This is a genomic window from Microbacterium gawkjiense, assembly GCF_031932225.1.
Lineage (GTDB): Bacteria > Actinomycetota > Actinomycetes > Actinomycetales > Microbacteriaceae > Microbacterium > Microbacterium gawkjiense.
In genome coordinates, this window is the sequence record NZ_JAUZVV010000001.1 from 1,575,741 (window position 1) to 1,601,784 (window position 26,044).

Consider the following 26,044-nt stretch of genomic DNA (forward strand, 5'->3'; position numbering starts at 1 on the left):
GGTCGAGAAGTAACGCCCCGCACACCCGTGTGCGTCGGCGAAGACAGCGAATCAGGAAAATCATGAAGGTCAACCCCTCCGTCAAGCCCATCTGCGACCACTGCAAGGTCATCCGCCGCCACGGTCGCGTCATGGTCATCTGCAAGTCGAACCCGCGTCACAAGCAGCGCCAGGGCTGATGGGATGCCGCGCCCCGGCGCGGCCTCGCAGGCTCACAACTGAACACATCTCGGCAGGATCAGAACCCGCTCAGCGGGGGACACCTCGGGTCGGAGGCCCGGGCACCGATCCTGCTCCACACCTCCACTTACTCCTAGGAGACATCGCATGGCACGTCTTGCCGGCGTTGACATCCCGCGCGACAAGCGCGTGGTGATCGCCCTCACCTACATCTACGGCATCGGCCGTACCCGCTCCGTCGAGATCCTCAGCTCGACCGGCATCGACGAGTCGATCCGCGTCAAGGACCTCACCGACGACCAGCTGGTCGCTCTCCGCGACCACATCGGAGGCACTTACAAGGTGGAGGGTGACCTGCGCCGCGAGGTCGCCGCAGACATCCGCCGCAAGGTCGAGATCGGCTCGTACGAGGGTATCCGCCACCGTCGCGGCCTGCCCGTGCGCGGCCAGCGCACGAAGACCAACGCGCGTACCCGCAAGGGTCCCAAGCGCACCGTCGCCGGCAAGAAGAAGGCGCGCTAAAGCGCGGCCGCCACAGGTTTAGGAGAACACTCACATGGCACAGGCCAAGTCCGCTGCGCGCAAGCCGCGCCGCAAGGAGAAGAAGAACATCGCGCTGGGCCAGGCCCACATCAAGTCGACGTTCAACAACACGATCGTTTCGATCACCGACCCCTCGGGTGCGGTCATCAGCTGGGCCTCCTCGGGTGGCGTCGGCTTCAAGGGCTCGCGCAAGTCGACCCCGTACGCCGCCGGCATGGCCGCCGAGTCCGCTGCGCGTCAGGCGCAGGAGCACGGCGTCAAGAAGGTCGACGTCTTCGTCAAGGGCCCCGGCTCGGGCCGCGAGACCGCGATCCGTTCGCTGACCGCCGCCGGCCTCGAGGTCGGTTCGATCCAGGACGTCACGCCTCAGGCCCACAACGGCTGCCGCCCCCCGAAGCGCCGCCGCGTCTGATCCTCGACGGATGCCGGGGGTGCGACGTGCGTCGCGCCCCGGCATCCCGGTCACAACTCAACACTTCACCAACTGCACGTGTCATATAGCGGTCACGTGACTGAAAGGAACACATAGTGCTCATTGCACAGCGTCCCACTCTGACCGAGGAGAAGGTCGGCGACTTCCGCAGCCGATTCGTCATCGAGCCCCTCGAGCCGGGCTTCGGCTACACGATCGGCAACGCGCTGCGTCGCAGCCTGCTGTCGTCGATCCCGGGTGCCGCGGTCACCAGCATCCGCATCGACGGCGTGCTGCACGAGTTCAGCACCGTCCCGGGTGTCAAGGAGGATGTCACCGAGATCATCCTCAACATCAAGCAGCTGGTGGTCTCCAGCGAGCGCGACGAGCCCATCACCGCGTACCTGCGCAAGACGGGCGCCGGCGAGGTCACGGCCGCCGACATCTCCGCTCCGGCGGGTGTCGAGGTCCACAACCCCGACCTGGTCATCGCGACGCTCAACGACTCGGCGAAGTTCGAGCTCGAGCTGACGATCGAGCGCGGCCGCGGCTACGTCTCGGCCACGCAGAACCGCAACGAGTACGCCGAGGCCGGTCAGATCCCGATCGACTCGATCTACTCGCCCGTCCTCAAGGTCAGCTACCGCGTCGACGCCACCCGTGCCGGTGAGCGCACCGACTTCGACAAGCTCGTCCTGGACGTCGAGACCAAGTCGTCGATCAGCCCCCGCGACGCCGTCGCGTCGGCCGGTCGCACGCTGGTCGAGCTGTTCGGTCTCGCCCGCGAGCTGAACGTCGAGGCCGAGGGCATCGAGATCGGCCCCGCGCCGGTCGCCGAGGTCCTGACCAACGAGCTCTCGATGCCGATCGAGGACCTCGACCTGTCGGTCCGCTCGTACAACTGCCTCAAGCGCGAGGGCATCAACACGGTGTCCGAGCTCGTCGCCCTCTCGGAGACGCAGCTCATGAACATCCGCAACTTCGGTCAGAAGTCGGTCGACGAGGTCAAGGACAAGCTTGTCTCGCTCGGCCTGTCGCTGAAGGACTCGGTGCCCGGGTTCGACGGTGCGCACTTCTACGGCGGCTACGACGACGAGACCGTCTGAGCGGACTCCGGTTCGCCCCGGTCCACTGACTGAATTTCTTTCCAGGAGTAATTGACATGCCCAAGCCCACGAAGGGTGCCCGCCTCGGTGGCGGCCCCGCCCACGAGCGTCTTCTGCTTGCGAACCTCGCTGCCGCGCTGTTCACGCACAAGTCGATCACCACGACCGAGACCAAGGCCAAGCGCCTGCGTCCGTTCGCCGAGCGCCTGGTGACGTTCGCCAAGCGCGGCGACCTGCACGCTCGCCGTCGCGTCCTGTCGGTCATCGGCGACAAGTCCGTCGTGCACGAGCTCTTCGCCGAGATCGCGCCGCTGGTCGCCGAGCGTGAGGGTGGCTACACCCGCATCACGAAGGTCGGCAACCGCAAGGGCGACAACGCGCCCATGGCCGTGATCGAGCTCGTCCTCGAGCCCGTCACCCCGAAGGCGAAGTCGTCGAAGAAGGCTGCTCCGGCCGCCGCTGCGCCGGCTGCCGAGGAGCCCGCTGCCGAGGAGACCGAGGCCGAGACGCCCGCTGAGGACGCCGCCGACGCCGGTGCCGAGTCGCCCGAGGAGGGCGCTGCTGCCGAAGCCACCGCCGAGGACGCCGTCGCGTCCGACGACGAGAAGGCCGACGAGGCCAAGTAAGGCTCCCTCCCCGGAGGGAATCCGAGGGCCCGCCCCCGTTTCGGGGCGGGCCCTTTCTCGTACCCGCGCGGGGGCGTGGGGCCGCTGCTTCCTGGCCACATCATGTGCTCGCAACGACATCACACCCTGTGCACGGTCCAGAACGTGTGCCCTCGTCCGGAGCACATGATGTGGATGCAGAGGGGGCGTCGCTCGGCGGGCGCGGTGGCGGGGGAGCGGTCCTGAGAGGGTCAGCGCGCGGCGTCGAAGGTCTGGGCGACGGCCCACTGGGCGAGCTCGACGCGGTAGCGCAGCTGCGCGCGGCTGTTCTCGACGCCGTCGATCGCGTCGGCTACGGCGTCGGCGTAGCGCTGTCCGCCGCGGGCGCCGGGGTGGATGCCGTCGCCCGCCAGCAGGTCTTCGTGACCGCTGATCGCCGCCGACCAGTCCGCGATCGCGACGCCGGGGGTGCGCTGCGCGAAGGACTCGAGCTCCTCGTTGACGCCTGGGATCCAGTCGCGGGGCGCGTGGGCGGTCACGAGCACGAGCGTGCGGTGAGGGCCGACATCCTTCTCCAGGCGCGCGAGGTCGTCGGGGTCCACCGGTCCGTTCGTGCCGAGACCCACGACGACGTAGTCGCGCAGCTGTCCGCGGGCGGCGAGGCGGTCGACGATCGCGACGCCGGCCCCCATCGAGCGCGACACCTTCGCGTCGACCTGGGCGCCCGGCATCCGGTCGAGGAGGCCGCCGGCGGACGCGAGCATCACCGAGTCGCCGACGAGGGTCACGCGCGCTCCGGCGACACGGACGGAGGCGGGCGGAGCGGGGCGCCCGTCCGGCGGGGTGCAGAGTCCCTCGTCGTCGCTGAGGTGCGCGGACGGGCACTCCGGGCGCAGCACGGCGTCGTCGCTGCGGAGGGCGGCGCCGGGCAGCGTCGCGTGATGCGAGCGGAAGGATGCCGCGTCGAGCGCCGCGCGTCCGTCGCGGACGGCCGCTTCGCTCGAGGCCATCGTCGGCGCGTCGGCGACCGCCGCGGTCGTGCCGGCGACGACGAGGAGCCCTGCGGCCATCGCGGCCGTGGCGGCGAGGCGTCGCACGGGGCCGCCGCGGAACGCGCGCCCGACGGACCGGAGCGACGCGCGGAACCCGAGCCGGCGTACCGGCTGCTCGATGAAGCGGAACGACACCTCGGCGGCGACCAGCGTGAGCGCCAGGGTGAGGAGCGCGACCTCGAACGGGACGGCGACGTCGGGGGAGGAGCGCGTGGTCGCGACCGTCAGGATGACGACGAGAGGCCAGTGCCAGAGGTAGATCCCGAAGGACCGCTCGCCGATCCAGCGCAGCGGCGCGACGTCCAGCGCCCGTCCGAGGCGCGAACCCGCGCGCACGGCTGCCGCGATCGCCACGACGGTCAGGACGGATGCCGCGACGAGAAGCCCGGGGAAGGTCTCGATCCCGTCGCCCGGCGTCACGAACGCGAGCCCGACGACCCCGGCGATCGCCGCGCCGCCGACCACGGCAGGCACGCCGCCGCGGCGCTCCGCCGGGCGCAGGAAAGCGAGGGCGACGCCGAGCAGCAGACCGAAGGCGTGGGTGTCGGTCCCGTAGTACACGCGGGTCGCGCCGCTGCCGGCGAGGAGCACCGCGGCCAGGACGGATGCCGCCGCCAACCCGACGGCGACGGGAACCCGCCCGCGTCGCAGCCGAAGGACGAGCGGCAGCAGCAGCGGCCAGAGCAGGTAGAACTGCTCCTCGACGGCGAGGGACCAGAGGTTCCGCAGCAGTTCGGGGGCGGAGGAGTCGAGCCCGCCGCCGAAATAGGACGACCCGTTCGCGACGGCGACCCAGTTGTACGAGAACGTCGTCGCCCCGAGCAGCTGACCGCCGAGGCCCACGAGGATGTCGCCGCCCACCATCCAGGCGAGCGACGCGGTCACGAGGACGACGACTCCGATCGCGGGCAGCAGCCGGCGGGCCCGCCGCCGCCAGAAGTCCAGCAGGCCGATCCGACCGTGCTCGTCGCGCTCGCGGAGGAGCAGGGTCGTGATGAGGAACCCGGAGATCACGAAGAAGACGTCGACACCGAGGAACCCGGCGGGCAGCGCCGGGAACAGGTGGTACACGACGACCAGCAGGACCGCGACGGCGCGGAGTCCGTCGAGGCCTGGCAGGCGCGCGGAAGAAGGTCGAGTCATGTCGAAGCGGGGGAGGGGTCTCGAGGCGAGCGGGCGATTCGCGGCATCCAGTCTAGGTCGGCATCCTGAACGGGCCCGCCCCTTCCCGCCTCGCCCGTGGCCGGGATAGGTTGGCATCACCGAGACACGGACGAGCGCCCGCAGACGTCACCGCGATCCGGCAGGCGCGTCGCCCCCAGAAGGGACGTGCAGCATGGCCGGAAAGATCATCGTCGGAGTCACGGGTGCCCCGGTGTCGCGCCGGGCCGTGGACTGGGCCGTGACTCGTGCCGCCCAGCGCCGGCAGGCGGTCGAGCTGGTCTCGGTCGTCGGCGGCGCGGTCGGGGCCGTCGGCGAGGCCGAGGTGCTCGGTGCGGCGCAGACCGCGACGCAGCGTCTGCTCGACGGCGAGGCGGCGCGGGTGACGGATGCCGGGGTCCCGGTCACGACCCGCGTCGAATCCGGCAACCCCGTCACCAAGCTCATCGAAGCCGCCGCGGACGCCACGCTCCTCGTCATCGGCAGCGACTACCGGGGACCGGGGACCGGCCCGGCACGCGGGGTGCACGGCATCCGGATCGCGGCGGGCGCGAAGTGCCCCGTCGTCGTCGTCCCCGACCGCGATCTCGGGGAGGGGATGGGGATCGTCGTCGGCATCGACGGGTCCGAGGTGTCCGAGCACGCGATCGAGTTCGCCGCCGCCGAGGCGGACCGGCTCGGCGAGCCGCTCATCGCGGTGAACGTCTGGACGCCGGTGCACACGCCGCGGAACGCGATGGAGGTCTACCCCGACCTCTACCTCGCGAACATGCAGTCGACGGCCGAGGAGGTGCTGGCGCTGTCCGTCGCCGGCCTGTCGTCGCGCTACCCCGACCTGCGCATCGTCCGCCGCGTCGAGCGCGGTCATCCGTCGCAGGTGCTGGCCGGGATCGCCGCCGACGCCCGCATGGTCGTCGTCGGCACCCATGGCCGGGGTGCGCTCGCCCGCTTCCTGCTCGGGTCGATCAGTCAGGAGCTCCTCTCGCACCTGCCGACCATCACCGCCGTCGTCCGCTGACATCGACGTGCGCGCCCGCGGGCGACGTGCGAAAGTGAGGGCATGACCTCTCGGCACGCCGTCCTCGTCCTCGGCGAAGCGCTCATCGACATCGTGGAACGGGACGGCGGTGACGCCGAGTTCGTCGGCGGCAGTCCCGCGAACGTGGCCGTCGGCATCGCGCGGCAGGACGTGCCGGCAACCCTGCTGACGCGCCTCGGCCGCGATGACCGCGGCCGCCGGATCGCCGAGCAGGTGACCGCGTCGGGTGCGGTCGTCCACGAGGCGTCCTGGACGGATGCCGCGACCTCCACCGCCCGTGCCCGGCTGCGCGCCGACGGCTCGGCCGAGTACGACTTCGACATCGTCTGGGCGCTCGAGGCGGACGCCGCGGCCGACGCGGCAGCGGCGGCATCCGTCGTCCACTCCGGATCGATCGCGCTGTTCCTGCAGCCCGGGGGAGAGGTCGCGCTCGCGACCCTCGAACGCGCACGGCAGGCGGGCCGTGTCGTGACGGTCGACCCGAACGTGCGGCCGGCGCTCGTCGGACCCGACCCGCGGCCGGTCGCCGAGCGGGCATTCGCGGCGGCGACGCTGGTGAAGCTGAGCGATGAGGATGCCGAGGCGCTCTACCCGGGTGTGCCCGCCGCGCGCGTGCTCGAGACCATCGCCGCCCGGGGGCCGCAGATCGTCGTGATGACGCGCGGCGGCGAGGGTGCCCTCGCGCTCGGGCCGTCGGGTCTCGTCGAGGTCGCGCCGCTCGTCGTCGACGTCGCCGACACGATCGGCGCGGGCGACGCGTTCATGGCGAGCCTCATCACGAGCCTCGTCGACGACCCCGGACTGCTCTCGGGCGACGCCGACGCTTTGCCGCGCGCGCTCCGCCGCGCCGTCGTGACGGCGGGGATCACGGTGTCGCGGCCCGGCGCCAACCCGCCCACGCGCGCGGAGGTCGACGCGGCAGTCTGACCGGCGCGGATAGGCTGACACCGTGCGCCTGCGGATCGATCTCGCCTACGACGGCACCGACTTCCGAGGCTGGGCGCGGCAGCCGGGCCTGCGGACCGTGCAGGGGACGCTCGAGGCGGCGATCGCCCGCATCCTGGGCGGGGATCCGCGGCTGGTCGTCGCCGGGCGGACGGATGCCGGGGTGCACGCGTCGGCGCAGGTGGCTCACCTCGACCTGACCGACGGGCAGGAGCGCCGGCTGCTGTCGGGACGGCGACCGGAGCCCGAGGCGCTCGCCGCGCGCATCAACGGTGTGCTCGGTCCGTACCCGGATGTGGCGGTGCACCGCGTGAGCGTGGCGCCCGAGGGTTTCGACGCGCGCTTCTCCGCCGTGTGGCGGCGGTACGCCTACCGCGTCGCCGACCGGGCGACCGGCTACGACCCGCTCGAGCGCGGACGCACGACCTGGGTCGCGGCGCACCTCGATGTGGCGTCGATGGATGCCGCAGCCCGCAGCCTGCGCGGACTGCACGACTTCGCGGCCTACTGCAAACCGCGCGAGGAGGCGACGACGATCCGCACGCTGCTCGAGTACGGGTGGCGCCGGGACGAGTCCGGTGCGCTGATCGCGTCGGTCAAGGCGGACGCGTTCTGCCACAGCATGGTGCGGGCGCTCGTGGGCGCGTGCGTCGCGGTCGGGGAGGGGCGGATCGGAATCGATCGGGTCGCGGAGATCCGCGACGAGCTCGTCCGCACGAACGAGGTGAAGGTGCTCGCCGCCCGCGGGCTGACGCTCACCGAGGTGGGCTACCCGGCCGACGATCTGCTCGCAGCGCGAGCCGAGCAGACGCGCGCCCGCCGGGAACTGGGCGCCGCCGACGACTGAGCGGGGATGACGCGAGAACAGGAGAACCCCCGGGCCATGGCCCGGGGGTTCTCCTGTTGCGATGGTTCGCGAGTGCCTTATGCCCGACGCGTGCGGCGGACCGAGGTCGCGACCGCGATGCTCGCACCGGCGAGGACGAGAACGCCGCCGCCGACCCAGAGGCCGAGGAGTGCGTCACCGTCGAAACCGGTGTTGCCGAGGGCCGGACCGCCGGCGCCGCCGTCGTCCGTGCCGCCGCCGTCGCCACCCGCGGCAGCGGCAACGCCGACTGCCGGGAACGCGAAGGATGCGCCGCTCTCGCTGACGGCCGTCAGCGCGTAGCTGCCGGTGGCGTCCTCGGGGAGGGTGACCGTGGCGACCGCGCCGCCGTCAGCCGTGGCCGTCTTGTCGACCGAAGCGGACGAGACGGCGAAGGCGACGAATGCGAGGTTGTCGGGGCCGACGCCCTCACCGGTGAGCGTGAACGTGACCGTCTCGCCGGGGACGAACGTGCCTGCCGGCACGGGGAACGGAGCCGGCACGCCGGGAACCAGGGCCGACGGAACCGGTGTGTCGGGAGTGTAGGCGCTCGCGACGGCCGGAGCCGCGAAGACCGCCGCGATGGCGACGGCGAGAGCCGCCGCAGCCTTGCTGATCTTGTGCTTCATGGTGCTTCTTTCGGTCGTCGTGAGTTCAGGGCGCAGACGGCAAAAGAAGATCCAACCGGCCGCCCCCCGTTGGTTGGACATTGCCAGTATTCAGGAATCGCTCAGGAACAGCAACTAGAGCGGGTTTCGAACAGGTAAACACTGTCGCACTCCGACACATGCGCGTCGGGCGGGCCGCGGCATCCGCACTTGTAGACTGACGGCACCGCAGGGAGGGGTCATGATGCGGATGAGAAGCATGCGTCTGGCCGCTGCGGCGGCGCTCGTCGGCAGCGCGGTCGTGCTGTCGGGATGCGGCCCGTCCCCGTGGGCCCTGCAGAGCCCGACCCCGACGGCCCCGGCCGCGGTGTCGAGCCCGCCGGTCGTGGTCGCGCCGCCCGTCGAGAACGACCTCTCGAGCGGGTCCACGCAGCGGGACCTCAAGGCGGGCGCCGTGAGCGTCGCCGTCAACTACTGGTCCGACCTGCGGATGGACCGATGGACGGCGAACGCGGTCAAGCCCGTCAGTCTGTCGCTCGTGACCACCATCACGCCCAACGACGGGCAGAAGGTGTACCTGCAGAAGGCCACGATGCTCGCGGTCCCCGCGAACGCCGAGGAGACCTTCCCCGCCCTCGATCCGCAGGTCGACGAGGCGAGCGTGAAGAACGGCTACCTCGTCCTGAAGCCCTACAGCTACTCGCAGACCTTCAACGTCGGGCAGGTTCCCGAGGGCGCGACGTACGTGACTCTGCAGTTCACCTACGACTTCCTCGTGCAGACCAAGCCCAAGGCCGACGAGTACGCGAAGCAGACCGCGACCGACACGGTGACCGTCGCCATCGCGCAGCAACCGGCATCCGGCTGAACCTCAAGAACCTCAAGGTCCGGTAAAGACCAGCGCGAGGCTTCGCGAAGTCACCGGTGAGCGAGGGTTTCCGCCCCTACGGTGAAGACGTGGCACTGGCGGCGGCGACCCGAACCCCGCCGCCGGTGCCCTCCATCCTTCACACCGAACGAGGTTCGCGCATGTCCATCCGTCCCATCGCCCGTCGCCGGCTCGGCGTCGTCGCCCTGGCCGCCGCGGCTGCGCTGTCGCTCTCGGGGTGCGCTCAGGTCGTCGAAGCCTTCAACTCCATCTCGGGGACGAGCGAGAACGTCGCCGCCACCCCCGCTCCGAACGCGACGCCCGCGACCGGGACGGTGGAGATGCCGTTCGACTCGCAGTTCACGTACGACGGCTCGGTGCAGATGACGTACGAGATCGCCGACGGTCTCGACATCATCCTCGACTTCTGGGCCGTCGACTCCAAGCGCACCCGCGAGTGGTACCCCGACAACGCGAAGACCTTCGGCTTCGCGGTCAACGTCAAGGACACCCGCGTCGACGAGAAGGCGGTGCTCAAGCAGAAGCGTCGCGTGTTCCTCTCGAACGTGTCGATCTCGTCGCAGACCGCGCAGTCCTCGAACCAGGTGAGCTCGCCGTTCCAGTTCAGCGCCGACCCCCGCACGCTCGTGCCCACCGACACGATCCGCTCGAGCAAGGGCCTGCTGATCAACAGCTACCAGGGCGGTCTGCTCGTCCCCGAGACGACGATCAACCAGCTGCCGCCGGACACCTACGGGATCACGCTGCAGTTCGCGCTCGACGTGTGGGTCGAGGGGGCGGCCAACGACGACAAGTCGTTCGTGCAGCAGACGGTCTACCCCGTCATCCCGATTGCGATCTATCCTCGTGAGACAGAGACCGACGGGTCCACGGGCGGCGCGACCGACGGCACGTCGAATGACGGCTCCCAGGGAACCACCGGCACCGACGGGTGGACCACCACCCCCGGTACCGGCGGTCCCACCACTCCGTGATCCAGTTCGAGGAACCGACGTGACGAGTCCGTACATCCCCGGCCCGCAGGGCTGGCAGCCCGCGCAGCCCCCGGTGGGCGCGCAGCCGGCGGCCGGCGCCTGGCCGGGCCAGGAGCCGCAGTGGGGCCAGCAGCCCGCGTGGCAGCCTCCGCAGGCGCAGCAGCAGCCGCAGTGGCAGCAGCCCGCCGCGCAGTGGCAGGAGCCGCAGGCGCAGTGGCAGGGCGTCGCCCCGCAGGGTTCCTGGCAGGCGGCCCCCGAAGCGGCCGGTTATGCCGCGTCGCCCGGCGGTCCCGGCGAGATCGTCCCGGTGGACGAGTTCGCCGACGACTTCGCCTCGGTGCTCGAGAACCACTCGGTGCACCGGTCGACGATCGGATGCATCATCCCGGCCTATAACGAGGCGGAGTCGATCGCCGACGTCATCCGGTCGCTCCTCGAGCAGAGCCGCGTGCCCGACGTCATCCACGTGGTCGTCAACAACACCTCGGATGACACGGTAAAGATCGCGTCGGAGTTTTCGGGACCGCACGAGGTCGAGACCGAGCTCGGACTGCAGTTCACCGAGGTGTTCGTCCACGACATCGGCAAGAACCCCGACAAGAAGGTCGGCGCGCTCAACTACGGCTACGCCCTCGTCGAGGGGTACGACTACCTGCTCGGTGTCGACGGCGACACGACCGCCGACCGCCGCGCCGTGGAGTACCTCGAGAACGAGGCCGTGTCGGACTCGCGTATCGGCGGCATCTCGGCGATCTACACGATCGACGACCGCCCCATCAAGGGCTTCATCGCCAAGTGGCTGATCGCCGGTCAGCGTACCCAGTTCGCGGCCTTCAACATGCAGAACCTGCTGCGAGGCCGCAACATGGCGGTGCTCGGCGGGCAGTTCTCGATCTTCTCGACGACCGCGCTCCGCGACATCATGAAGGAGAACCACCAGAACTCGCCGTGGGTCAAGGACTCAGAGGTCGAGGACTCGCTGCTCTCCCTGCAGATCAAATCGGCCGGGTACCTGACGAAGATCAGCCCGTTCGCCCGGGCGGATGTCGGTGGCATGACAACCCTCAAGGGGTACGACGCGCAGCAGGTGAAGTGGACCTACGGCGCCATCGAGCTCATGTGGCCCGGTCAGCGTGGAGACACGAAGGGGCAGCCGTTCCACCCGAACCTGCGTCTGCGCTGGTTCGAGCAGTTCTCGATGCTCACGAACTTCTTCGTCCGTGTCGCGTTCCTGACGCTGCTCGTCGCGTCGCTGTCGATCAACGCGTTCGTGTTCTCGCCGTGGTGGCTCATCCCGCCGCTCGTCGCCGCGGGGCTGAACCTGCGCATGGCGCGGGCGATGGAGAAGTCGAACTCGCGCGACATCGCGTTCGCCGTGCTGCTGTTCCCGGCCGAGATCTTCATGTGGATCCGCATCAGTCACTTCATCCGGTCGTGGACCCGCTTCCTCTCCAAGAAGAAGGTCGACAACTGGGCCCTGCAGGCGCGGGCCGAGAAGGGCGGCGTGAGCTTCGGACACTGGACGCCCTTCATCATCCTCGCCATCGTCGCCGTCGCGATCGCCGTCATCTGGAACCTGCTCGACCCGATCACCCAGTCCGCGATCCTGTGGGTCGGCTGGCCGATCGTCGGTGTCGTCACGGTCCTGCAGACCCTCACGATGGCCATCAAGCTGTTCCAGCGCCATCAGGGCTACAAGGTCTGACCTCGCCCGTCCCGAACGAAGCCCCCGGAGCCTGTCTCCGGGGGCTTCTTCCGTGCGCCCGGGACGTTCACGGATGAGGTCGACACGCCGGTGGGTGGGGATGGGATGCGGGGTGTCGTGCGGCATCCGTTGCATCGGTGAAACGGGTGCCCGGTGCGGTGGGCGGGGTGCCGGTGCGGTTGGCGGGGTGCGCGGGTGTTGGCGGCGTGCCGGGTGTTCACGGATGCAATGGATCTGAAGCGACACGCCGGTGAGTGGGGGTGGGATGCGGGGTGTCGCGCGGCATCCATTGCATCGGTGAACGGGCGCACGAGCGACGCACGCGCACGCGCGCGGCGGGGCGAGGGTCAGGCGCCGGCGACGGTTTCGGAGGTGAGGCGGTAGCCGACACCCCGGACGGTCTCGATGTACCGGGGGTTGTTCGGGTTGTCGCCGAGCTTGCGGCGCAGGTTCGTCATGTGCGCCTCGATTGCGCGCTTGTCGGCCTCGCCGACGAAGTAGCTCGTCACGTACGACTCGCCGCGCAGCACGAGCGTCAGGTCGGCCTTGCTGCGCACACGACGCTTGGATTCCATGAGGGTCGACAGCAGGTCGAACTCCGTGCGGGTGAGCGTCAGCTCGCGCCCCGCGACGAGGACGACCCGGTGCTCGGCGTGCACGGCGAGGTCGCGGTGCACGGTCCAACCGGGGCCGCCCACGGGCGGGACAGCGGATGCCGGGGCCACCGCGTTGCCGGGATGCGCGACCGGCGGCTGGCCGCCGAGATGCGGCATGCCCGGGTGGGGTGCGCCCTGCTGCGGCGCACCCTGCTGCGGGGCGCCCTGCGGCGGCAGGACCACCGCACCGCCCTGCGGCGGCTGCTCGCTGTAGACGGGCGTCATGATGCGCTCGTCGAAGACGGGGGAGGTGGGCACGGCGTCGTACTGCGGGACGGCGGGTCGCGCGCCCGGGAACGACGGACCGGTCGCCTCCTGCCGCGGCGCGGCGGCGACGGCCGTGCCGGTGGCGCGCGGGCGGCGCAGCAGCGACTCGACGCGCGCACGCAGTTCGCGCGGGCGGAACGGCTTCACGACGTACTCGTCGGCGCCGGCACCGAGGCCGAGGACGACGTCCGCCTCTTCTTCGAGGCCGGTGATCATGATGATGTAGGTGTCGCTCTGCGCACGGATGCGGCGCGCCGCCTCGAACCCGTCGATGCCGGGCATGTTCACGTCGAGGGTCGTGATGAGCGGCTGGTACGAGAGTACGGCGCGGACGCCGTCGATGCCGTTGCCGACCGAGACGGTCGAGAAGCCGGCGGCCTCAAGGACCTCGACGATGAGATGACGGATGTCGGGATCGTCCTCGACGATGACCGCCGTCTTATGCATCGACATCGAATCACTCATCGATGTAGCCCCCGATTCCGGTGTGAAAGTCGGTCCTCATGCTACACAGGCGGCAGGCACCGCCTCGCGCGGTCGCAGCCGCGCTCACCGGACGTCCCGCGTCAGCTCGACGCCGGCTTCGGGCCAGTAGACACCGGCCGCCGGTCCGCCGTTGCACTCGCCGTCGCTCTCGCCCGGCGGTTTGATCCAGAGGTTCGTGTCGACGACGGTGTCGTGGAAGGTGCCGCCCGGGTCTCCGACGAGCTGTCCCGGCGGGTTGCACCATTCGCCGCCCGAGGTCGCCGCGCCGCTGCGGGAGGTGTCGACGATGGCGTGCGCACCGTCGAGGAGCGACGACAGGGATGCCGCGTAGGTGAACTCGTCGGCGGGGGACTGGTAGTTCGAGACGTTCGTTACGAAGCCGCGCACCCGGTCGATGACACCGGTCTGCCGGATGAGGTCGGCCATCTTCTGCGGCGGCAGCCAGTTGCTGTGCCCGCCGTCGATGTAGATCCAGGTGTTCGGCGACGTGATCAGGTCGACCGCCGTGCTGAGCTGGCGCGCGCGATCGGAGATGTTGCCGCACTCCTCCGACAGGGCGATGCTGTCGGGCTCGAGCGCGACGATCTTCTGCACGTCGGGCGCGGTCTCGAGGGCCGAGCCGATCTCGCGCAGCCAGACCGGGTAGTCCTGCTCGGACAGGCCCCCGGCGGAGTGGTTGCCGCAGTCGCGCCCGGGCAGGCCGTAGACCACCAGTGCGACGGAGCGTCCCTGGTCACGCGCCTGGGAGATGAGGTCGAGCACGGTCCCGCCGGCGGTGCCGATGGGGTCCTGCTCGGGAGTCAGCCAGTAGGCGGTGGGCTGCGCGGCGAGGTAGTCGGCGGCATCCTTCTGCTCACCGGAGAGCTCGCGCGCGGCTGCGGCGGCCTTCGCCTGGGTCGGCGCGATGACCGTCGTCCCCATCTCGGGGGCACGCGCCGTGAGGGCGTGGAATCCGCGGGTCACGGCACCTCCGATGACGCCGACGAGAACGAGGACCACGACGAGTCCCAGCACGATGCCCAGGGGGACGAGTACGCGGGCCGGGGGCATCCGCAGCTTCTTCCTGGGAGCCACTCTTGAACTCTAGTCATAGGCTGATACCCCGATGATCACTGTCGTCTCGTACAACCTGCGCAAGCACGCCGCAGCGGGCGAACTCACCGAACTGGCGAGCCGCTACGACGTCGATGTGCTGTGTCTGCAAGAGGTGGACACGACCGACATGCCCGAGCGCATCGGCGGTCTCGTGCTCGCCGACGCGACCCGCTCGAACCGGCTGGGTCTGGCGATCTACTACCGCGAGAACGGGTTCCGCCCCGGTGCGAGCCGCACCTTCTCGCTCAAGAAGTCGTTGCACGACATCGTCCTCAAGCCGGCCGACGAGCGGATGCTGGGACTCCACCTGCGTGACATCGACAACGGCACCGACTTCATCGTCGCGTCCTTCCACGCAGCGCCCCTCACCGCGCTGAACTCGCTGCGGCGCCACCAGATCCGGGCGGCGCTGCGCGAGCTGTCGAGCCTCGGCAAGGGCGCGCCGATCCTCATGGTCGGCGACTTCAACTACCCGGTGTTCAAGGAGAACCTCGGGCAGGTCATCCGCGAGAGCGGATACGAGCTGAGTCTCAGCGATGCGCGCACGTACACGCGGTACAAGTTCTTCAAGGGTTACTACGACTTCGCGACCTCGAGCGGGTTCGAGATCCAGCAGGTGCGGACGCTGCCGCAGGGCGCGAGCGACCACCTGCCGATCCTGGTGACGGCTGAGCCGATCGCGCGGGCGAAGCCCGACGTCGCCTGACGTCAGTCGTCGATCCGGTCGCGTCGGCGACGCAGGCCCGCGGCGACGAGGATGACGGCACCCGCCGCGACGAGCGCGCCGGCGCCGATCCACAGGCCCGTGAGCTGGCTGCCGTCGAAGCCCGCGCGCACGAGCGGGTCGGTGCTCTGGCTGGTGTCGATCACGGCGCTGGCGGTGCCGCCTGCCGAGGTCGCCGAGACGGCGGCGATGTTGTACACCCCGCGGGCGTCGGAGGGCAGGGTGATGCGGACGGTGGGCAGCGCCCCGCTCGCGTCGGACTCGTACACGGCGCTCGCCGTCGAGACGGCCATGCGCACCATCGCGAAGGTCGCGCCGGCGCCGTTCTCGCCCGTGACGGTGACCGTGACGGTCTCGTTCGGGCCGAAGGTGGTGTCGTCGCACGAGAAGCTGACCGTGTCGCCCGGGCCGGCACCGGCGGCATCCGACTGGCAGGCGTCGACCGGCGGGTAGATCGTCGAGGCGTGAGCGGCGACGGGCGCGCCGACGGCCAGTGTCGCGAAGACGGTGGTCGTGAGGAGGGCGCGGGGGAGACGGCGCATGGATGCTGCTTTCAGGCCGGGTACTCACCTGAGTGTAACCGAGGCCGCCCGACCTGGGGTTTCCGTCGCGTGACGATTCGGGGTGCCGGCCGGGTCAGTCGAGGACCGCGCCGTCGGCGGGGTCGCACGATGTGCGCACGACCGGCGGGAGGTCGGCGTCGGCGGTGGGGGTGACCCATGCCTCGGCGTCGCGGATGTCGGTGTCGGCGGTGACCTCGATCGTCACCGTCTGCGTGTCGCCGGGTTTCAGGTCGACCGAGTACGACAGCACCTGGCGGCCGCCGACCATGCCGCCGCCGAACCCGCGCTCCGTCGTGATCTCGGAGGAGGCGACCTCGAAGCCCTCGGGCAGGTAGACCTCGCCGACGACGCGGGCGGTGCCGCCGGGAACGCCGAAGAAGTCATCTGCCACGACGTAGGCGGGGAGGGAGGTCGCTGCGTCTGCGGGCGCCGTGTTCGCGAGTGTCACGGATAGCTGCAACGTTCGGGGGCTGCGTCCAGCAGCACATCCGGTCCACTGCAGCTGGACGTCCGGTCGAACGTAGTAGTCCATCTTCGAGCCGCCGCCGTCGTTGAAGTAGACGCCCAGCCGTGCGGTGTCCGTCGAGTTGCGGGGTGGAGCGCCCGCGAGGGTGGTGCCGGCGAGGATCTTCTGTTCGGCGTCGTCAGCGCTCCATAGCGAGAGGCGGTGTTCGCTCCCCGCCCGTCCGAGTGCCGCGACGAGCTTCGCCGGATCCACGTCGCCTGCGGTGAGAGCCTCGAAGACGGAAGCCGCGGCGGCCGCGAAGAAGGCGTCTTGCTGGCGCGTGTCGTCGTAGCGGGCGTAGACGTCCGAGAGGAGGAGTTTCACCACATTCGTGCTGGTGAGCTCGTCGCCGGTGGGCAGGCGCACGGGGCCCGTGGCCTCCAGCAGGTAGGACAGCGCAACCGGATCGATGGCGATGACGCTCGAGACCTCGCGCCCTTCGCGGGCGGCGAACTCCTGCGCGAGACGAGCGCTGAGCGAGAAGTCCGGCACCTGGGTGACGTTCTGCAGATACCGACCGGGCTTGTCCTGGTAGATCGTCGCGTACTCGCCGAGGTCGAGCACCGACGTCCGGTAGTTGTCCGCGTCGCCCGAACTCAGCTGCCCTGTCAGCGTGATCCGACCATCGTCCGTCCGCAAGAAGGTGGTCGCACCGACGATCCCGCCGAGCGAGCGCCACTCGGCATTGTTCTGGACCAGCACCATGTGGTTGCGCGCACCCTCCGCGCCGAGCATCGACGGCAGGAGAGTGCTGGCACGCGCGAGGGCGTCGGTCCCCGCGGCGACCTGCGAGAGGGCGTCGCCCAGCTGGTCGACGGCGTCGGCGATGGGGGCGACGAGGGGGGTGCGGTCGATCGCGGCCACGTCGTCACGAGCGGATGCCGCGACCCCCGCGGCATCCGTGGCCGGATCCGCGAGCGCCGCGAACGCCGACGTGTCGATGCGTCCGTCGACGGGGACGAACGCCTCGGCACCGAACCCGACGGCGACGGAGGCGATGGGGCGGGCGGTGCCGGTGACGACGTCGTCGACCGCCGCGGCGACGTCGGCGACTGCGGCGAGCTGCGGGCCGATCCAGGCCACGCCCTCGGCGCCCTGCCAGAGGGGGTCGGAGGTCAACTCGCGCGCGGCGGAGGTGTGGCGCGCGATCTCGTCGATCGCCTCACCCGCGGCGCTCAGGTCGCCGAGGTCCGACGCGATCTCGGGCGCCCGCTTCTGCGCGCTCGAGAGGTGGTCGTAGGCGAGGTACCCGCGCACCGCGATCCACCCCAGGGCGAAGAGGACGAACAGGAGCGCGAGCCCGAGGACCCACACGACGACGCGCCCCGCGGTGCGGGCGGCAGGGGGCAGGAAGGTCTCGGGCATCGGCATGATCCTACGGGGGTCGGCCGACCGCGCCGGATCAGGGGGCGAAGACCGCGCGCTCCCAGCGGTCGCCGCCCGAGACCTGTGCGTGCGCGGCGGCGTCGCTTGCCGCCGCGCGCAGGCGGTCGAGGTCCCAGTCCGCGAGGGGCGCGGCAGCCACGCCGATGCTCGCCGACAGCCGGACGGGCACGGCCTGCTGGTCCGTAAACGTGCCGATCCGCTCGAGCAGCTGCGACATGAGTCCCCTCACGGCGGTGTCGGGACGCGGCAGCAGGACGAGGACCTGCGTTCGTGACACGGCGTGCAGGTCGGCCTCGGGCGGCATCACGTCGCGGATGTCGTTCGCGAAGCGAGTGGTCACGCGCTGGAAGGCCCGGCCGCTCGATGCCTCGAGCAGCTCACCCGGATCGTCGAGGCGGATGTCGAGAAGGGACCACCAGCGGTCGTCGGCGGCTCTCGCGCGGGCGAGGCGGTCGCGCGCGATCGTCGAGAAGTCCGGTGTCTGCTGCGGATCCGCGCTCTGCGAGCCGCGACGCGCGAGATAGAGAAGCGTGACCAGCGCGCACACGAGATACAGCAGGGCGACGAGCTCGTTGAGCGCGTAGAGCCCGGACATGTCCGCCTCGGTCTGTCCACCCTGTCTGTTCACCCACCGGATGATGCCGTCGATGCCCACGAGGAGCGCGAGCCCGACGAATCCGACCGACGCGACGAGCAGCGGAAGAGACATCTCCAGCTCCGGCCGGCGCAGGCGGACGAGTTCCGACACGGCCAGTCCCGATACGACGGCCCCCACAGCGAAGGCGACGCGGAAGACCAACCCGTAGACATCCGTCTCCGCGGTGAGGCCCAGCGCCACGGTCAACACGCTGAAGACGGTGATCGTGGGGATCAGCATGATCGGCTCGCGTCCACGGCGCGCGCGCAGGCCCACCCAGATGAAGCCGGATGCGCACAGGATCGGGCCGTGCGCCGCGGCCCGCACCAGACTCGAATCGATCTGGTCCGCGGCGACGAGCAGGTAGCAGCTCAGCATGGCGACCGCGAACCCGGAGGACCAGATGGCGGCCGCTCGTCCCGGAAAGGCCAGGAAGCCAAGGCCGATCATCATGATCGTGCACGCTGTCGAGAAGGCGACCAGCACGATGGTCACATCGACGTGAGTCATCGTTCACCCCCCTCCTCACGACCTGCGGCGGGGAGACGGACCGTGACGGTCGTCCCGCGTCCGAGAGCGCTCTCCACCGCGATGCTACCCCCGTGGGCCTCGACGATGTCGCGGGTGATCCCCATGCCGAGGCCCGTGCCCTGGGCGGACCCCTCCTGCGCGTTCTGGGCGCGGAAGTACGGCGTGAACACCCGCTCGACGTCCTCGGGGGTCATACCGATGCCCTCGTCGGCGACCGAGATCACCACGCACCCGTCATCGTCGAGCCCCGCGGTGACCCGCAGCGTGCCGCGATCGCTGTACTTGATGGCGTTGCTCATGATGTTGTCGACGACCTGCCGCAGGCGGAACTCGTCTCCGTCGACGGGGAGGGGGCCGGCGACGACCGGATCGATCGCGAGTGCCGAAGCGGATGCCGCCGGCTCGAATGCCGCGATGGAAGCCTCGACCAGGTGCGCGGCGTCGAACGTGGCGCGGTGGTCCTCGGCATCCGTCGACTGGGCGAGCAGCCCCTGGATCAGGGTGAGCATCCGCTCGCTCGCCGACTCGATGACGTCGAGGTGGTCGCGCTGGCCGGGCGTCAGGTTCGAACCTTCGAGCAGCAGATCGGCGTGGCCGAGGATCACGGTCAGCGGGTTGCGCAGCTCGTGCGCCACCACGCGCGTGACGTGCGGTCGTTCCCGCTGGGCTTCGGCGACGGCGGTGAGATCCGCCAGCTCGATCACGGCCGTGGGCTGGCCCAGCGAGTTCGGTGCCGCATCGCGGATGGACAGCCCGAGGGCGCGCCACGTGCCGGTGCGGTCGAAGAGCCAGAGGCGTTCGTTCTCGACCACCTCACCGCGGCCTGCGCGCGCGATGGCCGTCTCGCTGGGACTGAGCGCGCGGCCGCGGTAGTCGGAGTATTCGACGGCGCCGCCGAGCGGGAACCGCAGATCCTGCGTGTCGAGGGAGTAGAGCGCGCGGTACGCCGCGTTGGCGGAGACGATCTCGCCGCCGCGCGTGACACGCGCCAGAGCGACCGAGATCGAGTCGAAGAGGGAGTTGACCCGCTGCTCGGCCGACTGCACCCGGTCGACGGTCGCCGTCAGTCGTTGGGCCTGGTTTCGGGCGAGGATTCGGAAGGCCCGGGTGCGTCGTGCGCCGACGGCGATCGTGATGGCGAGGAACGTGAGGGCGAGCAGGATGATCAGGAGCTCGACGATGACCTCGGGGGAGAAGCCCCAGCGCGAGGGGTCGGCCAGGCTCATGACCCCGACGGCACTGATGGACAGCACGATCTCGGCCGTGCCGAAGTATGTCGCGACCCACGCGATCGGGAACAGCCACAGGTACCCGAGGCTGGGTTGTTCGAGGGTCAGGAAGCCGATGGCGACGATGTCGACGAGGGGGAGGACGAAAGCCGCGTGACGCGGCACCCTCGCCCACGGCGTGACCAGGGTCGCGATCGAACAGATGATGATGACGAAGACGCCGATGAGATAGCCGGTGCTCGCCAGCAGCGTCACATCGAGGATGCCGACGACCAGCGTGATCACGACGACGCTGAAGGTGAAGATGAGCTGCCACTGCCACACGGATCTCACACGCGTGCCGATGAGCTGACTGTCCGCCCAGCGGCTTTCGGTTGTCGGCATCAGTTGGCTCCGTCGCCAGTGTAACCACGCGCAGAGCGCGCGACGTCAGAAGGCGGTGTCGCCGGGAGCGAGCGCGGCTCGTGCGGTCTTGAAGAGGATGACGACGTCGCCGACGAGCGTCCAGTTCTCGACGTACGACAGGTCGAGCCGCACCGACTCCTCCCACGACAGCGAGGAACGGCCGCTGACCTGCCACAGTCCGGTGATGCCGGGCTTGACGAGGAATCGCCGGTGGACGTGATCGGCGTAGAGCTCCACCTCGCGCGGCAGCGGCGGGCGGGGGCCGACGAGCGACATCGATCCGCCGATGACGTTGAACAGCTGGGGCAGTTCGTCGAGGCTGAGCCGCCGCATGATGCGACCGATGGGGGTGACCCGGGGGTCGTTCCTCATCTTGAAGAGGACGGTGTTGCCGGCATCCCGCTCCTGCTCGAGGAGGGCGTCGAGGCGCTGCTCGGCGTCGACCACCATCGAGCGGAACTTCAGCATCGTGAACTCGCGGCCGCCGTGACCGACGCGCGTCTGGCGGAAGAGGATCGGGCCGGGGCTGGACAGCCGGATCGATGCGGCGAGGAACAACAGGACCGGGCTGATGAGCGCCACGCCGAGCGACGCCGCGCTCACGTCGAGGATGCGCTTGGCGACACGCTGACCGCCGCTGAAACGCGGCGTCTCGACGTGCAGCAGGGGCAGGCCGGCGACGGGGCGGCTGCTGATGCGGGGGCCGGCGATGTCGGCGATGCCGGGGGCGATCACGAGGTGCTGCCTGCCCGCCTCGAGGCTCCACGAGATCTGCTTCACCTTGTCGGCGGGCAGTTCGTCGGTGCTGGTCACGACGACGGTGTCGGCGTTCGTGACCTCCATCGCGCTGCGGAGGCCCGAGATCGACCCGATGATCGGGATGTCGGTGCCCTCGACCGTGTCGGCGACCGCCGCACCCGGGATGCAGGCGCCGACGACGAGGTACCCCGCGCTCGGGGTGCGGACGAGCTCGTTCGCGATGTCGACGACCGACTGTCGCGACCCGACCAGCAGGACGCGCGCCGAGAAGTCGCCCGTGCGGCGCTGGGCGATGAGCCACTGCCGCCAGAGCCACCGTTCGAAGAGAAGGACGAGGATGCCGAGGGGCAGGCTGATGAGCAGGAAGCCGCGCGCGACCTCGATCTGCGTCAGGAACGCGACGATCGCGATGACTCCGAAGAGGGTGACGCTCGACCGGGCGATCCGCGCGTACTCGGCCGAGCCGGCGCCGATCACCCGGTAATCGCGGGTGTCGGCGAGGCTGAGGGTCAGCATCCACACCAGGATGAGCCCGGTCGAGAAGGTCCAGTACGAGATCTCGCCCGCCACCCTGCCGTCGCGGATGGCGATCTCTGCGGCGCCGAGGCCGAACCAGGCGATCTGGGTGCCGTAGACCACCCAGATCAGAGCGAGGAGGTCGCTGACCCACAGGCGCCGGGCGTAGACGCGACGCCACGAGACCGAACGAGTTGCAGGCGCGGCGGCGTGCGGCATCCGCTCGGCCTGCTCACCCCCGGTGTCGGCGGTCATCGTGCTCGCCATCTTTCCCCCCACACGAGAGTGCTCTCACGCGCTCTCGGATGCACCGTACCAGGGGCCTGTAACACCCGTGTGTCGGAGATGTCATCGGTCTACGCCGACGGTAGCCGGAGTGTGGCGACGACACCCTCGCCCGGTGTCGAGGTCAGGGTGATGTCGCCGTCGTTGCGGCGGGCCAGGTCGCGGGCGGTCGCGAGGCCGAGACCGATCCCGCTCGCCGTGCGCCCCTCGGCTTCGGGGCCGCGGAAGAAGCGTTGGAAGGCGTTCGCGAGCGTGGTGGGGGACATCCCGGGACCGTCGTCGGACACGGCGATCGTGACGTCGTCGCCGGCGCGTCGGGCGGAGACCTCGACGGTTCCAGCTTCGGCGAAGGTGACGGCGTTGGCGACCAGGCTCCACAGCGCTCGCCGGGCGTCGGATTCGACCGCGGTCACGTGCAGGCCGGATCGCGTCGTCACGAGGTCCGTGCGGCGCGCGACGGCCTCGGCGTGGTGCGCCGCGCAGACGTCACCGATGAGGTCGTCGACGGACAGGCGGACCCGCTCGCCCCCGGCGGCTGCCTGCGTCAGTCCGTCCAGCAGGCCGGCAAGTCGCGCGGCACCTCGTCGCGTGGAGTCGACCCACGAGCGCTGCTCGGCCGTGAGCGGCGACTCGCCCAGCAGGTCGGCGTACCCGAGCACGGTGGTGACGGGGGTGCGCAACTCGTGACTGGCGGCCGTGACGAAGTCCTCGCGTTGACGCTCGAGATCGAGCTGGGTGGCCATGGCGGATGCGCGTGCGCGCTCTGCGGCGGCGATCTCCTCCGCGGCCTGCACCGCTACGGCGGCGTTGCGGCGCCCCTCGAACCGTGCGACGGAGACGAGGACGGTGAACAGGCCGATGGCGCTCATGAACACCACGAGGGTAACGGCGGCCTCGGGGGACCCGACGGTGCCGAGCTTCGCGGTTCCTCCGGAGGTGAGGGTGAGCAGGAGGACGGCGACTGAGGTGATGAGGGAGGACCAGATCGCGACGCGGAGCGGGAAGCGCAGGCATCCGGCTGCCAGAGCGGCGAAGGTCAGGAACGACAGCTGGGTGTACCCGAGCGGGCCGAAGGCGAGGACGACGGCGCCGCCGACGACCAGGACATGCGCGACGAGTTCGGCCAGGTGGGCGCGCGGGCCGCCGTCGCGGGGCAGGATCGCGAGGCTTCCGATCAGCATCATCGCCGAACTGTGCGAGGCGAAGATGACGACCGACGTGGGGAAGAAGCCGCCGCCGTCGACGACGACGTTCGCGGTGGTGATGCCGACGGCCGCGACGGCGGCGGAGGCGAGCACCGCGCCCACGAACCGCGTGGCGGCATTCAAGGAGTCGAGCCGGAACGTGCTGTCGCGTCGGCTCAGGAGGCCGACGACGAGCACGATCTCGACCGCGTTGAAGGCGCCGTACAGCAGACAGAGCTGCCAGGGGCGCCCGCCGATCGCGTTGGCGACGGCAGTGAGTCCGAAGATCAGGACGATCACGACCCATCGGCGCTCGCGTGCGACCCGCAGCGCGAAAGCGAGCGAGACACCGGCGGCGGGCCACCAGATCGCGATGGGCAGTCCACTCGCCTGCAAGCGGACGCCGATGAGCGCGAGGAGCAGGATGGAGAGCGCGGTGAGCGTCCACAGCGCGATCCGGCGAGACGCCGGCACACGGCCGGCGCGCTCACTCTGGATCCCGCTCACGCTCACACCGTATATGCGGTGTCTCTTCTGCGGTGACGAAGTGTAATCTCAGCACCATCGCCGATGTCCGGGTTCGGCGGGATGACGCGAGGTGACCGCGTGGCGCATGTGCTGGTCGTGGAGGACGACGTCGATGTCGCGTCGTTGCTGCAGCAGGTGCTCTCGCGCGTCGGTCACGAGGTGGACGTCGTCCACGACGGTGGTGCCGGGTTGGACGCCGCGCACGCCCGGCATCCGGACCTCGTCATCCTGGACTGGATGATGCCGATCAAGTCGGGCATCGAAGTGTGCTCGGAACTGCGGTCGGACCCGGGCTTCGCCGACACGCGCATCATGATGCTGACGGCCCGCTCGTCGCCGCAGGACGTCTCGCGCGCGAAGGCGGCGGGAGTCGACGACTACGTCACGAAGCCGTTCACGCCGCGGCAGCTGCGCGAGCGGATCGAGCTGCTTCTCGCCGGCTGAGCGGGCGGATCACTGCGGCGGGAGCTCGAACTCGCGCTCGAGTACGACGTGCTCTCCGACCTGACGGAGGGTCGTGCCGGCGGCGCGTGTCCCGATTCCCTGCGGCGCGGCGTTCGCGGATGCCCGTGGGGAGAGGATGCCGGGGCTCGAGACGCGCAGCCGCAGCCGGTCGCCGGTGCGTTCCAGCTCGACGGCTGCCTCGCGTGCGGCGGAGTGCTTCACGGCGTTGACGAGCGCCTCATTGATCAGCCGGCTCGCCTGCTCTCCGATGGCGGGGTCGTCGAAGGCCGCGCGTGCCTCGGGCTCGGCGCCGACGCGCACGTCCATCACGACGGACCATGCCTCGACGAGATCTTCGATCGTCTCCTCGATGACGAGGTTTGCGCCCGTGCGGAGTTCGTCGAGCACCTCGTCGGTCTGCGTGCGGAAGGTGTCGAGCGTCTCCGCGTCGGCGGGGGCCTCGTCCACGTGCGCGGCGAGAATCACACACCTGCTCTGCAGGCGGCCGTGGAGCAGGTCGCTCGCGCGGCGCAGCGGTGCACGCGCCGACTCGGCGGCGGACGCCAGGGCGCGTGCCGAGGCTCGCAGGACGGAGGTCGCTCGTACCTCTTCGGCTCGTGCTCGGCGGTAGGCGTCGACGGACATGCTGATGACGGAGGCCGTGAGCGGCAGCGCCAGCAGCGGCACCAGACCGAGAGCGCCGACGTTCGGAAGCAGGGCATAGGTGAGCGCCAACACTCCCACCCCCGCGAGGGCCCAGGCCGCCAGGAACACGAGACCGCGCAGCGTCACCCGCAGGCCTCGCGCACGGCGCGTGATGAGAGATGCGGCGAGGTCGAGGGCCGCGCAGGCAGTCACCGCCGCCACGGCGACCGAGGGACCGCCGTGGGACAGCCCGAAGGGGAGTGTCGCCGCGACGTAGGTCAGTCCGACGCTCAGCGGTGGCGTGGTGCTGAGGCGTGCGAGGACCGGCACACCCCGCGCATCGTCGAGATCGATGTCGACAGGGGTGTCGTCCGGCGGCCACTGCGTCAGCTCGTCGAGTCGATGGCTCGCTGCGCGCACGCGGGCGGAGTAATCGCGCACCGCGTCGTAGTCGACGGCGCCGTCGAGCAGAAGATCGCGATGCCGCCGCAGGTCGTCGGCGATCTGCGCGAGCACGGTCGGCACGGTGCTCTGCAGGTGGGCGGCTTCGGCCGTGCTGACGCGCATGAGCGCGCTCGCCGAGCGCAGGCGACGCGTGGTCGCCCGCAGGCGTCGGTGGTACGTGACCGCGATCGCGCAGACGGTGAACAGGATGACCGACGTGACGATGTTCGTGGTGATGCGCGTCGCCCAGTTGCCGCCGGTCGAGAGCCCGAAGAGGAACGCACTGACCGCATCGTTCACGAAGGGACGGATCACCGAGAATCCGACGAGGGCCGTCGCGATCACGGCGACCCGCTCGCCCGGGCTCGACGCGAGGCGTCGCTCGGCGTAGGCGGCGAACAGTCCGAGCGCGGCGAGCGGCATCCACCCGACGGCCGCGACGACGACGCCCCGCAGGTATCCGTCGAACGAGGGGGTGCCGACGCTCGGCACGCTCAGGAAGGTGCCGACGACGAACGACATGAGGAGCGACCACCGCGTGAAGTACTCGCCGCTGACGACCGGTGCGGACAGCACGGCGAGAGAGGCGCGGATGCGTCGTTGCAGCGCGGCGCGACGATCGTGACGCGTCACCGTCCCCCCTTCCTGCATGACGGCCATGGGAAGCGTAG

24 protein-coding genes are annotated in these 26,044 nt (G+C 70.3%); 13 read left to right on the forward strand and 11 right to left on the reverse strand.

What is annotated here, in order from left to right:
• Positions 1-62 precede the first annotated feature (62 nt).
• The 5 genes from rpmJ (at position 63) to rplQ (ending at position 2,867) form a co-directional block, all read left to right on the forward strand.
• Positions 63-179, forward strand: coding sequence for a 50S ribosomal protein L36 (rpmJ, locus tag Q9S71_RS07605; protein ID WP_005050492.1), 117 nt, complete (start codon positions 63-65; stop codon positions 177-179).
• A 148-nt stretch (positions 180-327) separates the two neighbouring features.
• Positions 328-702, forward strand: coding sequence for a 30S ribosomal protein S13 (gene rpsM, locus Q9S71_RS07610; protein ID WP_311861508.1), 375 nt, complete (start codon positions 328-330; stop codon positions 700-702).
• Positions 703-736: 34 nt separating this feature from the next.
• Complete coding sequence (gene rpsK / locus Q9S71_RS07615; RefSeq protein ID WP_018171470.1) at positions 737-1,135, forward strand: 30S ribosomal protein S11; 399 nt, start codon at positions 737-739, stop codon at positions 1,133-1,135.
• Between the two features lie 116 nt (positions 1,136-1,251).
• Entirely contained in the window at positions 1,252-2,241 is a 990-nt protein-coding gene (locus tag Q9S71_RS07620; protein WP_217528388.1) for a DNA-directed RNA polymerase subunit alpha, read from the forward strand.
• Between the two features lie 56 nt (positions 2,242-2,297).
• Positions 2,298-2,867 (forward strand): 50S ribosomal protein L17, encoded by a 570-nt coding sequence (rplQ, locus tag Q9S71_RS07625; protein ID WP_311861510.1) that lies wholly within the window; start codon positions 2,298-2,300, stop codon positions 2,865-2,867.
• Positions 2,868-3,097: 230 nt separating this feature from the next.
• On the opposite strand, the gene Q9S71_RS07630 is transcribed toward rplQ, so the two are convergent.
• On the reverse strand, positions 3,098-5,041 hold the full coding sequence (locus tag Q9S71_RS07630; RefSeq protein WP_311861511.1) for an acyltransferase family protein: 1,944 nt from the start codon (positions 5,039-5,041) through the stop codon (positions 3,098-3,100).
• Between the two features lie 193 nt (positions 5,042-5,234).
• On the opposite strand from Q9S71_RS07630, the gene Q9S71_RS07635 reads away from it, so the two are divergent.
• Genes Q9S71_RS07635 through truA form a run of 3 tightly spaced genes read left to right on the forward strand, consistent with a single transcriptional unit; the run spans position 5,235 to position 7,890 of the window.
• Positions 5,235-6,077 carry a universal stress protein gene (locus Q9S71_RS07635; protein WP_311861512.1) on the forward strand — a complete coding sequence of 281 codons (843 nt, stop codon included), beginning with the start codon at positions 5,235-5,237 and terminating at the stop codon, positions 6,075-6,077.
• Between the two features lie 42 nt (positions 6,078-6,119).
• Positions 6,120-7,025 (forward strand): PfkB family carbohydrate kinase, encoded by a 906-nt coding sequence (locus Q9S71_RS07640; protein ID WP_311861513.1) that lies wholly within the window; start codon positions 6,120-6,122, stop codon positions 7,023-7,025.
• Positions 7,026-7,047: 22 nt separating this feature from the next.
• A complete protein-coding gene (gene truA / locus Q9S71_RS07645; RefSeq protein WP_311861515.1) occupies positions 7,048-7,890 on the forward strand; it encodes a tRNA pseudouridine(38-40) synthase TruA in 843 nt (280 codons plus the stop codon).
• Between the two features lie 77 nt (positions 7,891-7,967).
• On the opposite strand, the gene Q9S71_RS07650 is transcribed toward truA, so the two are convergent.
• Positions 7,968-8,537 carry a hypothetical protein gene (locus Q9S71_RS07650; protein WP_311861517.1) on the reverse strand — a complete coding sequence of 190 codons (570 nt, stop codon included), beginning with the start codon at positions 8,535-8,537 and terminating at the stop codon, positions 7,968-7,970.
• 229 nt (positions 8,538-8,766) lie between these two features.
• On the opposite strand from Q9S71_RS07650, the gene Q9S71_RS07655 reads away from it, so the two are divergent.
• The 3 genes from Q9S71_RS07655 (at position 8,767) to Q9S71_RS07665 (ending at position 12,084) form a co-directional block, all read left to right on the forward strand.
• The gene (locus Q9S71_RS07655) at positions 8,767-9,384 is read left to right on the forward strand and encodes a hypothetical protein (RefSeq protein ID WP_311861518.1); all 618 of its coding nucleotides are present in this window, start codon (positions 8,767-8,769) and stop codon (positions 9,382-9,384) included.
• A gap of 161 nt (positions 9,385-9,545) precedes the next feature.
• The gene (locus Q9S71_RS07660) at positions 9,546-10,379 is read left to right on the forward strand and encodes a fructose 1,6-bisphosphatase (protein ID WP_311861519.1); all 834 of its coding nucleotides are present in this window, start codon (positions 9,546-9,548) and stop codon (positions 10,377-10,379) included.
• 19 nt (positions 10,380-10,398) lie between these two features.
• Positions 10,399-12,084, forward strand: coding sequence for a glycosyltransferase family 2 protein (locus Q9S71_RS07665; RefSeq protein ID WP_311861521.1), 1,686 nt, complete (start codon positions 10,399-10,401; stop codon positions 12,082-12,084).
• A 347-nt stretch (positions 12,085-12,431) separates the two neighbouring features.
• On the opposite strand, the gene Q9S71_RS07670 is transcribed toward Q9S71_RS07665, so the two are convergent.
• Both Q9S71_RS07670 and Q9S71_RS07675 read right to left on the reverse strand, forming a co-directional pair.
• The gene (locus Q9S71_RS07670) at positions 12,432-13,472 is read right to left on the reverse strand and encodes a response regulator transcription factor (protein WP_311861523.1); all 1,041 of its coding nucleotides are present in this window, start codon (positions 13,470-13,472) and stop codon (positions 12,432-12,434) included.
• 84 nt (positions 13,473-13,556) lie between these two features.
• Positions 13,557-14,567 carry a glycoside hydrolase family 6 protein gene (locus tag Q9S71_RS07675; RefSeq protein ID WP_311861525.1) on the reverse strand — a complete coding sequence of 337 codons (1,011 nt, stop codon included), beginning with the start codon at positions 14,565-14,567 and terminating at the stop codon, positions 13,557-13,559.
• A gap of 31 nt (positions 14,568-14,598) precedes the next feature.
• On the opposite strand from Q9S71_RS07675, the gene Q9S71_RS07680 reads away from it, so the two are divergent.
• The gene (locus Q9S71_RS07680; RefSeq protein WP_311861526.1) at positions 14,599-15,294 is read left to right on the forward strand and encodes an endonuclease/exonuclease/phosphatase family protein; all 696 of its coding nucleotides are present in this window, start codon (positions 14,599-14,601) and stop codon (positions 15,292-15,294) included.
• 2 nt (positions 15,295-15,296) lie between these two features.
• Here the strand turns inward: Q9S71_RS07680 and Q9S71_RS07685 are convergent, their stop codons facing one another.
• From Q9S71_RS07685 to Q9S71_RS07710, 6 genes are all read right to left on the reverse strand, one after another.
• Positions 15,297-15,854 (reverse strand): cell wall protein, encoded by a 558-nt coding sequence (locus tag Q9S71_RS07685; protein WP_311861528.1) that lies wholly within the window; start codon positions 15,852-15,854, stop codon positions 15,297-15,299.
• Between the two features lie 94 nt (positions 15,855-15,948).
• Positions 15,949-17,745, reverse strand: a complete 1,797-nt coding sequence (locus tag Q9S71_RS07690) for a DUF4012 domain-containing protein (RefSeq protein ID WP_311861530.1) — start codon at positions 17,743-17,745, stop codon at positions 15,949-15,951.
• 37 nt (positions 17,746-17,782) lie between these two features.
• Positions 17,783-18,913: a nucleotidyl cyclase domain-containing protein gene (locus Q9S71_RS07695; protein ID WP_311861532.1), complete on the reverse strand. Its 1,131-nt coding sequence runs from the start codon at positions 18,911-18,913 to the stop codon at positions 17,783-17,785.
• Positions 18,910-20,547 (reverse strand): sensor histidine kinase, encoded by a 1,638-nt coding sequence (locus tag Q9S71_RS07700; protein WP_311861534.1) that lies wholly within the window; start codon positions 20,545-20,547, stop codon positions 18,910-18,912. Before Q9S71_RS07700 ends, Q9S71_RS07695 begins: the two co-directional genes overlap by 4 nt.
• 45 nt (positions 20,548-20,592) lie before the next feature.
• A complete protein-coding gene (locus tag Q9S71_RS07705; protein WP_311861535.1) occupies positions 20,593-22,110 on the reverse strand; it encodes a sugar transferase in 1,518 nt (505 codons plus the stop codon).
• Between the two features lie 89 nt (positions 22,111-22,199).
• The gene (locus Q9S71_RS07710) at positions 22,200-23,819 is read right to left on the reverse strand and encodes a sensor histidine kinase (RefSeq protein ID WP_311861536.1); all 1,620 of its coding nucleotides are present in this window, start codon (positions 23,817-23,819) and stop codon (positions 22,200-22,202) included.
• A gap of 99 nt (positions 23,820-23,918) precedes the next feature.
• Here Q9S71_RS07710 and Q9S71_RS07715 point away from each other — a divergent pair, with 99 nt between their 5' ends.
• A complete protein-coding gene (locus Q9S71_RS07715; protein ID WP_311861537.1) occupies positions 23,919-24,284 on the forward strand; it encodes a response regulator transcription factor in 366 nt (121 codons plus the stop codon).
• Positions 24,285-24,293: 9 nt separating this feature from the next.
• Here Q9S71_RS07715 and Q9S71_RS07720 read toward each other — a convergent pair whose 3' ends face one another.
• The gene (locus Q9S71_RS07720) at positions 24,294-26,006 is read right to left on the reverse strand and encodes a sensor histidine kinase (protein WP_311861538.1); all 1,713 of its coding nucleotides are present in this window, start codon (positions 26,004-26,006) and stop codon (positions 24,294-24,296) included.
• Positions 26,007-26,044: the final 38 nt, after the last annotated feature.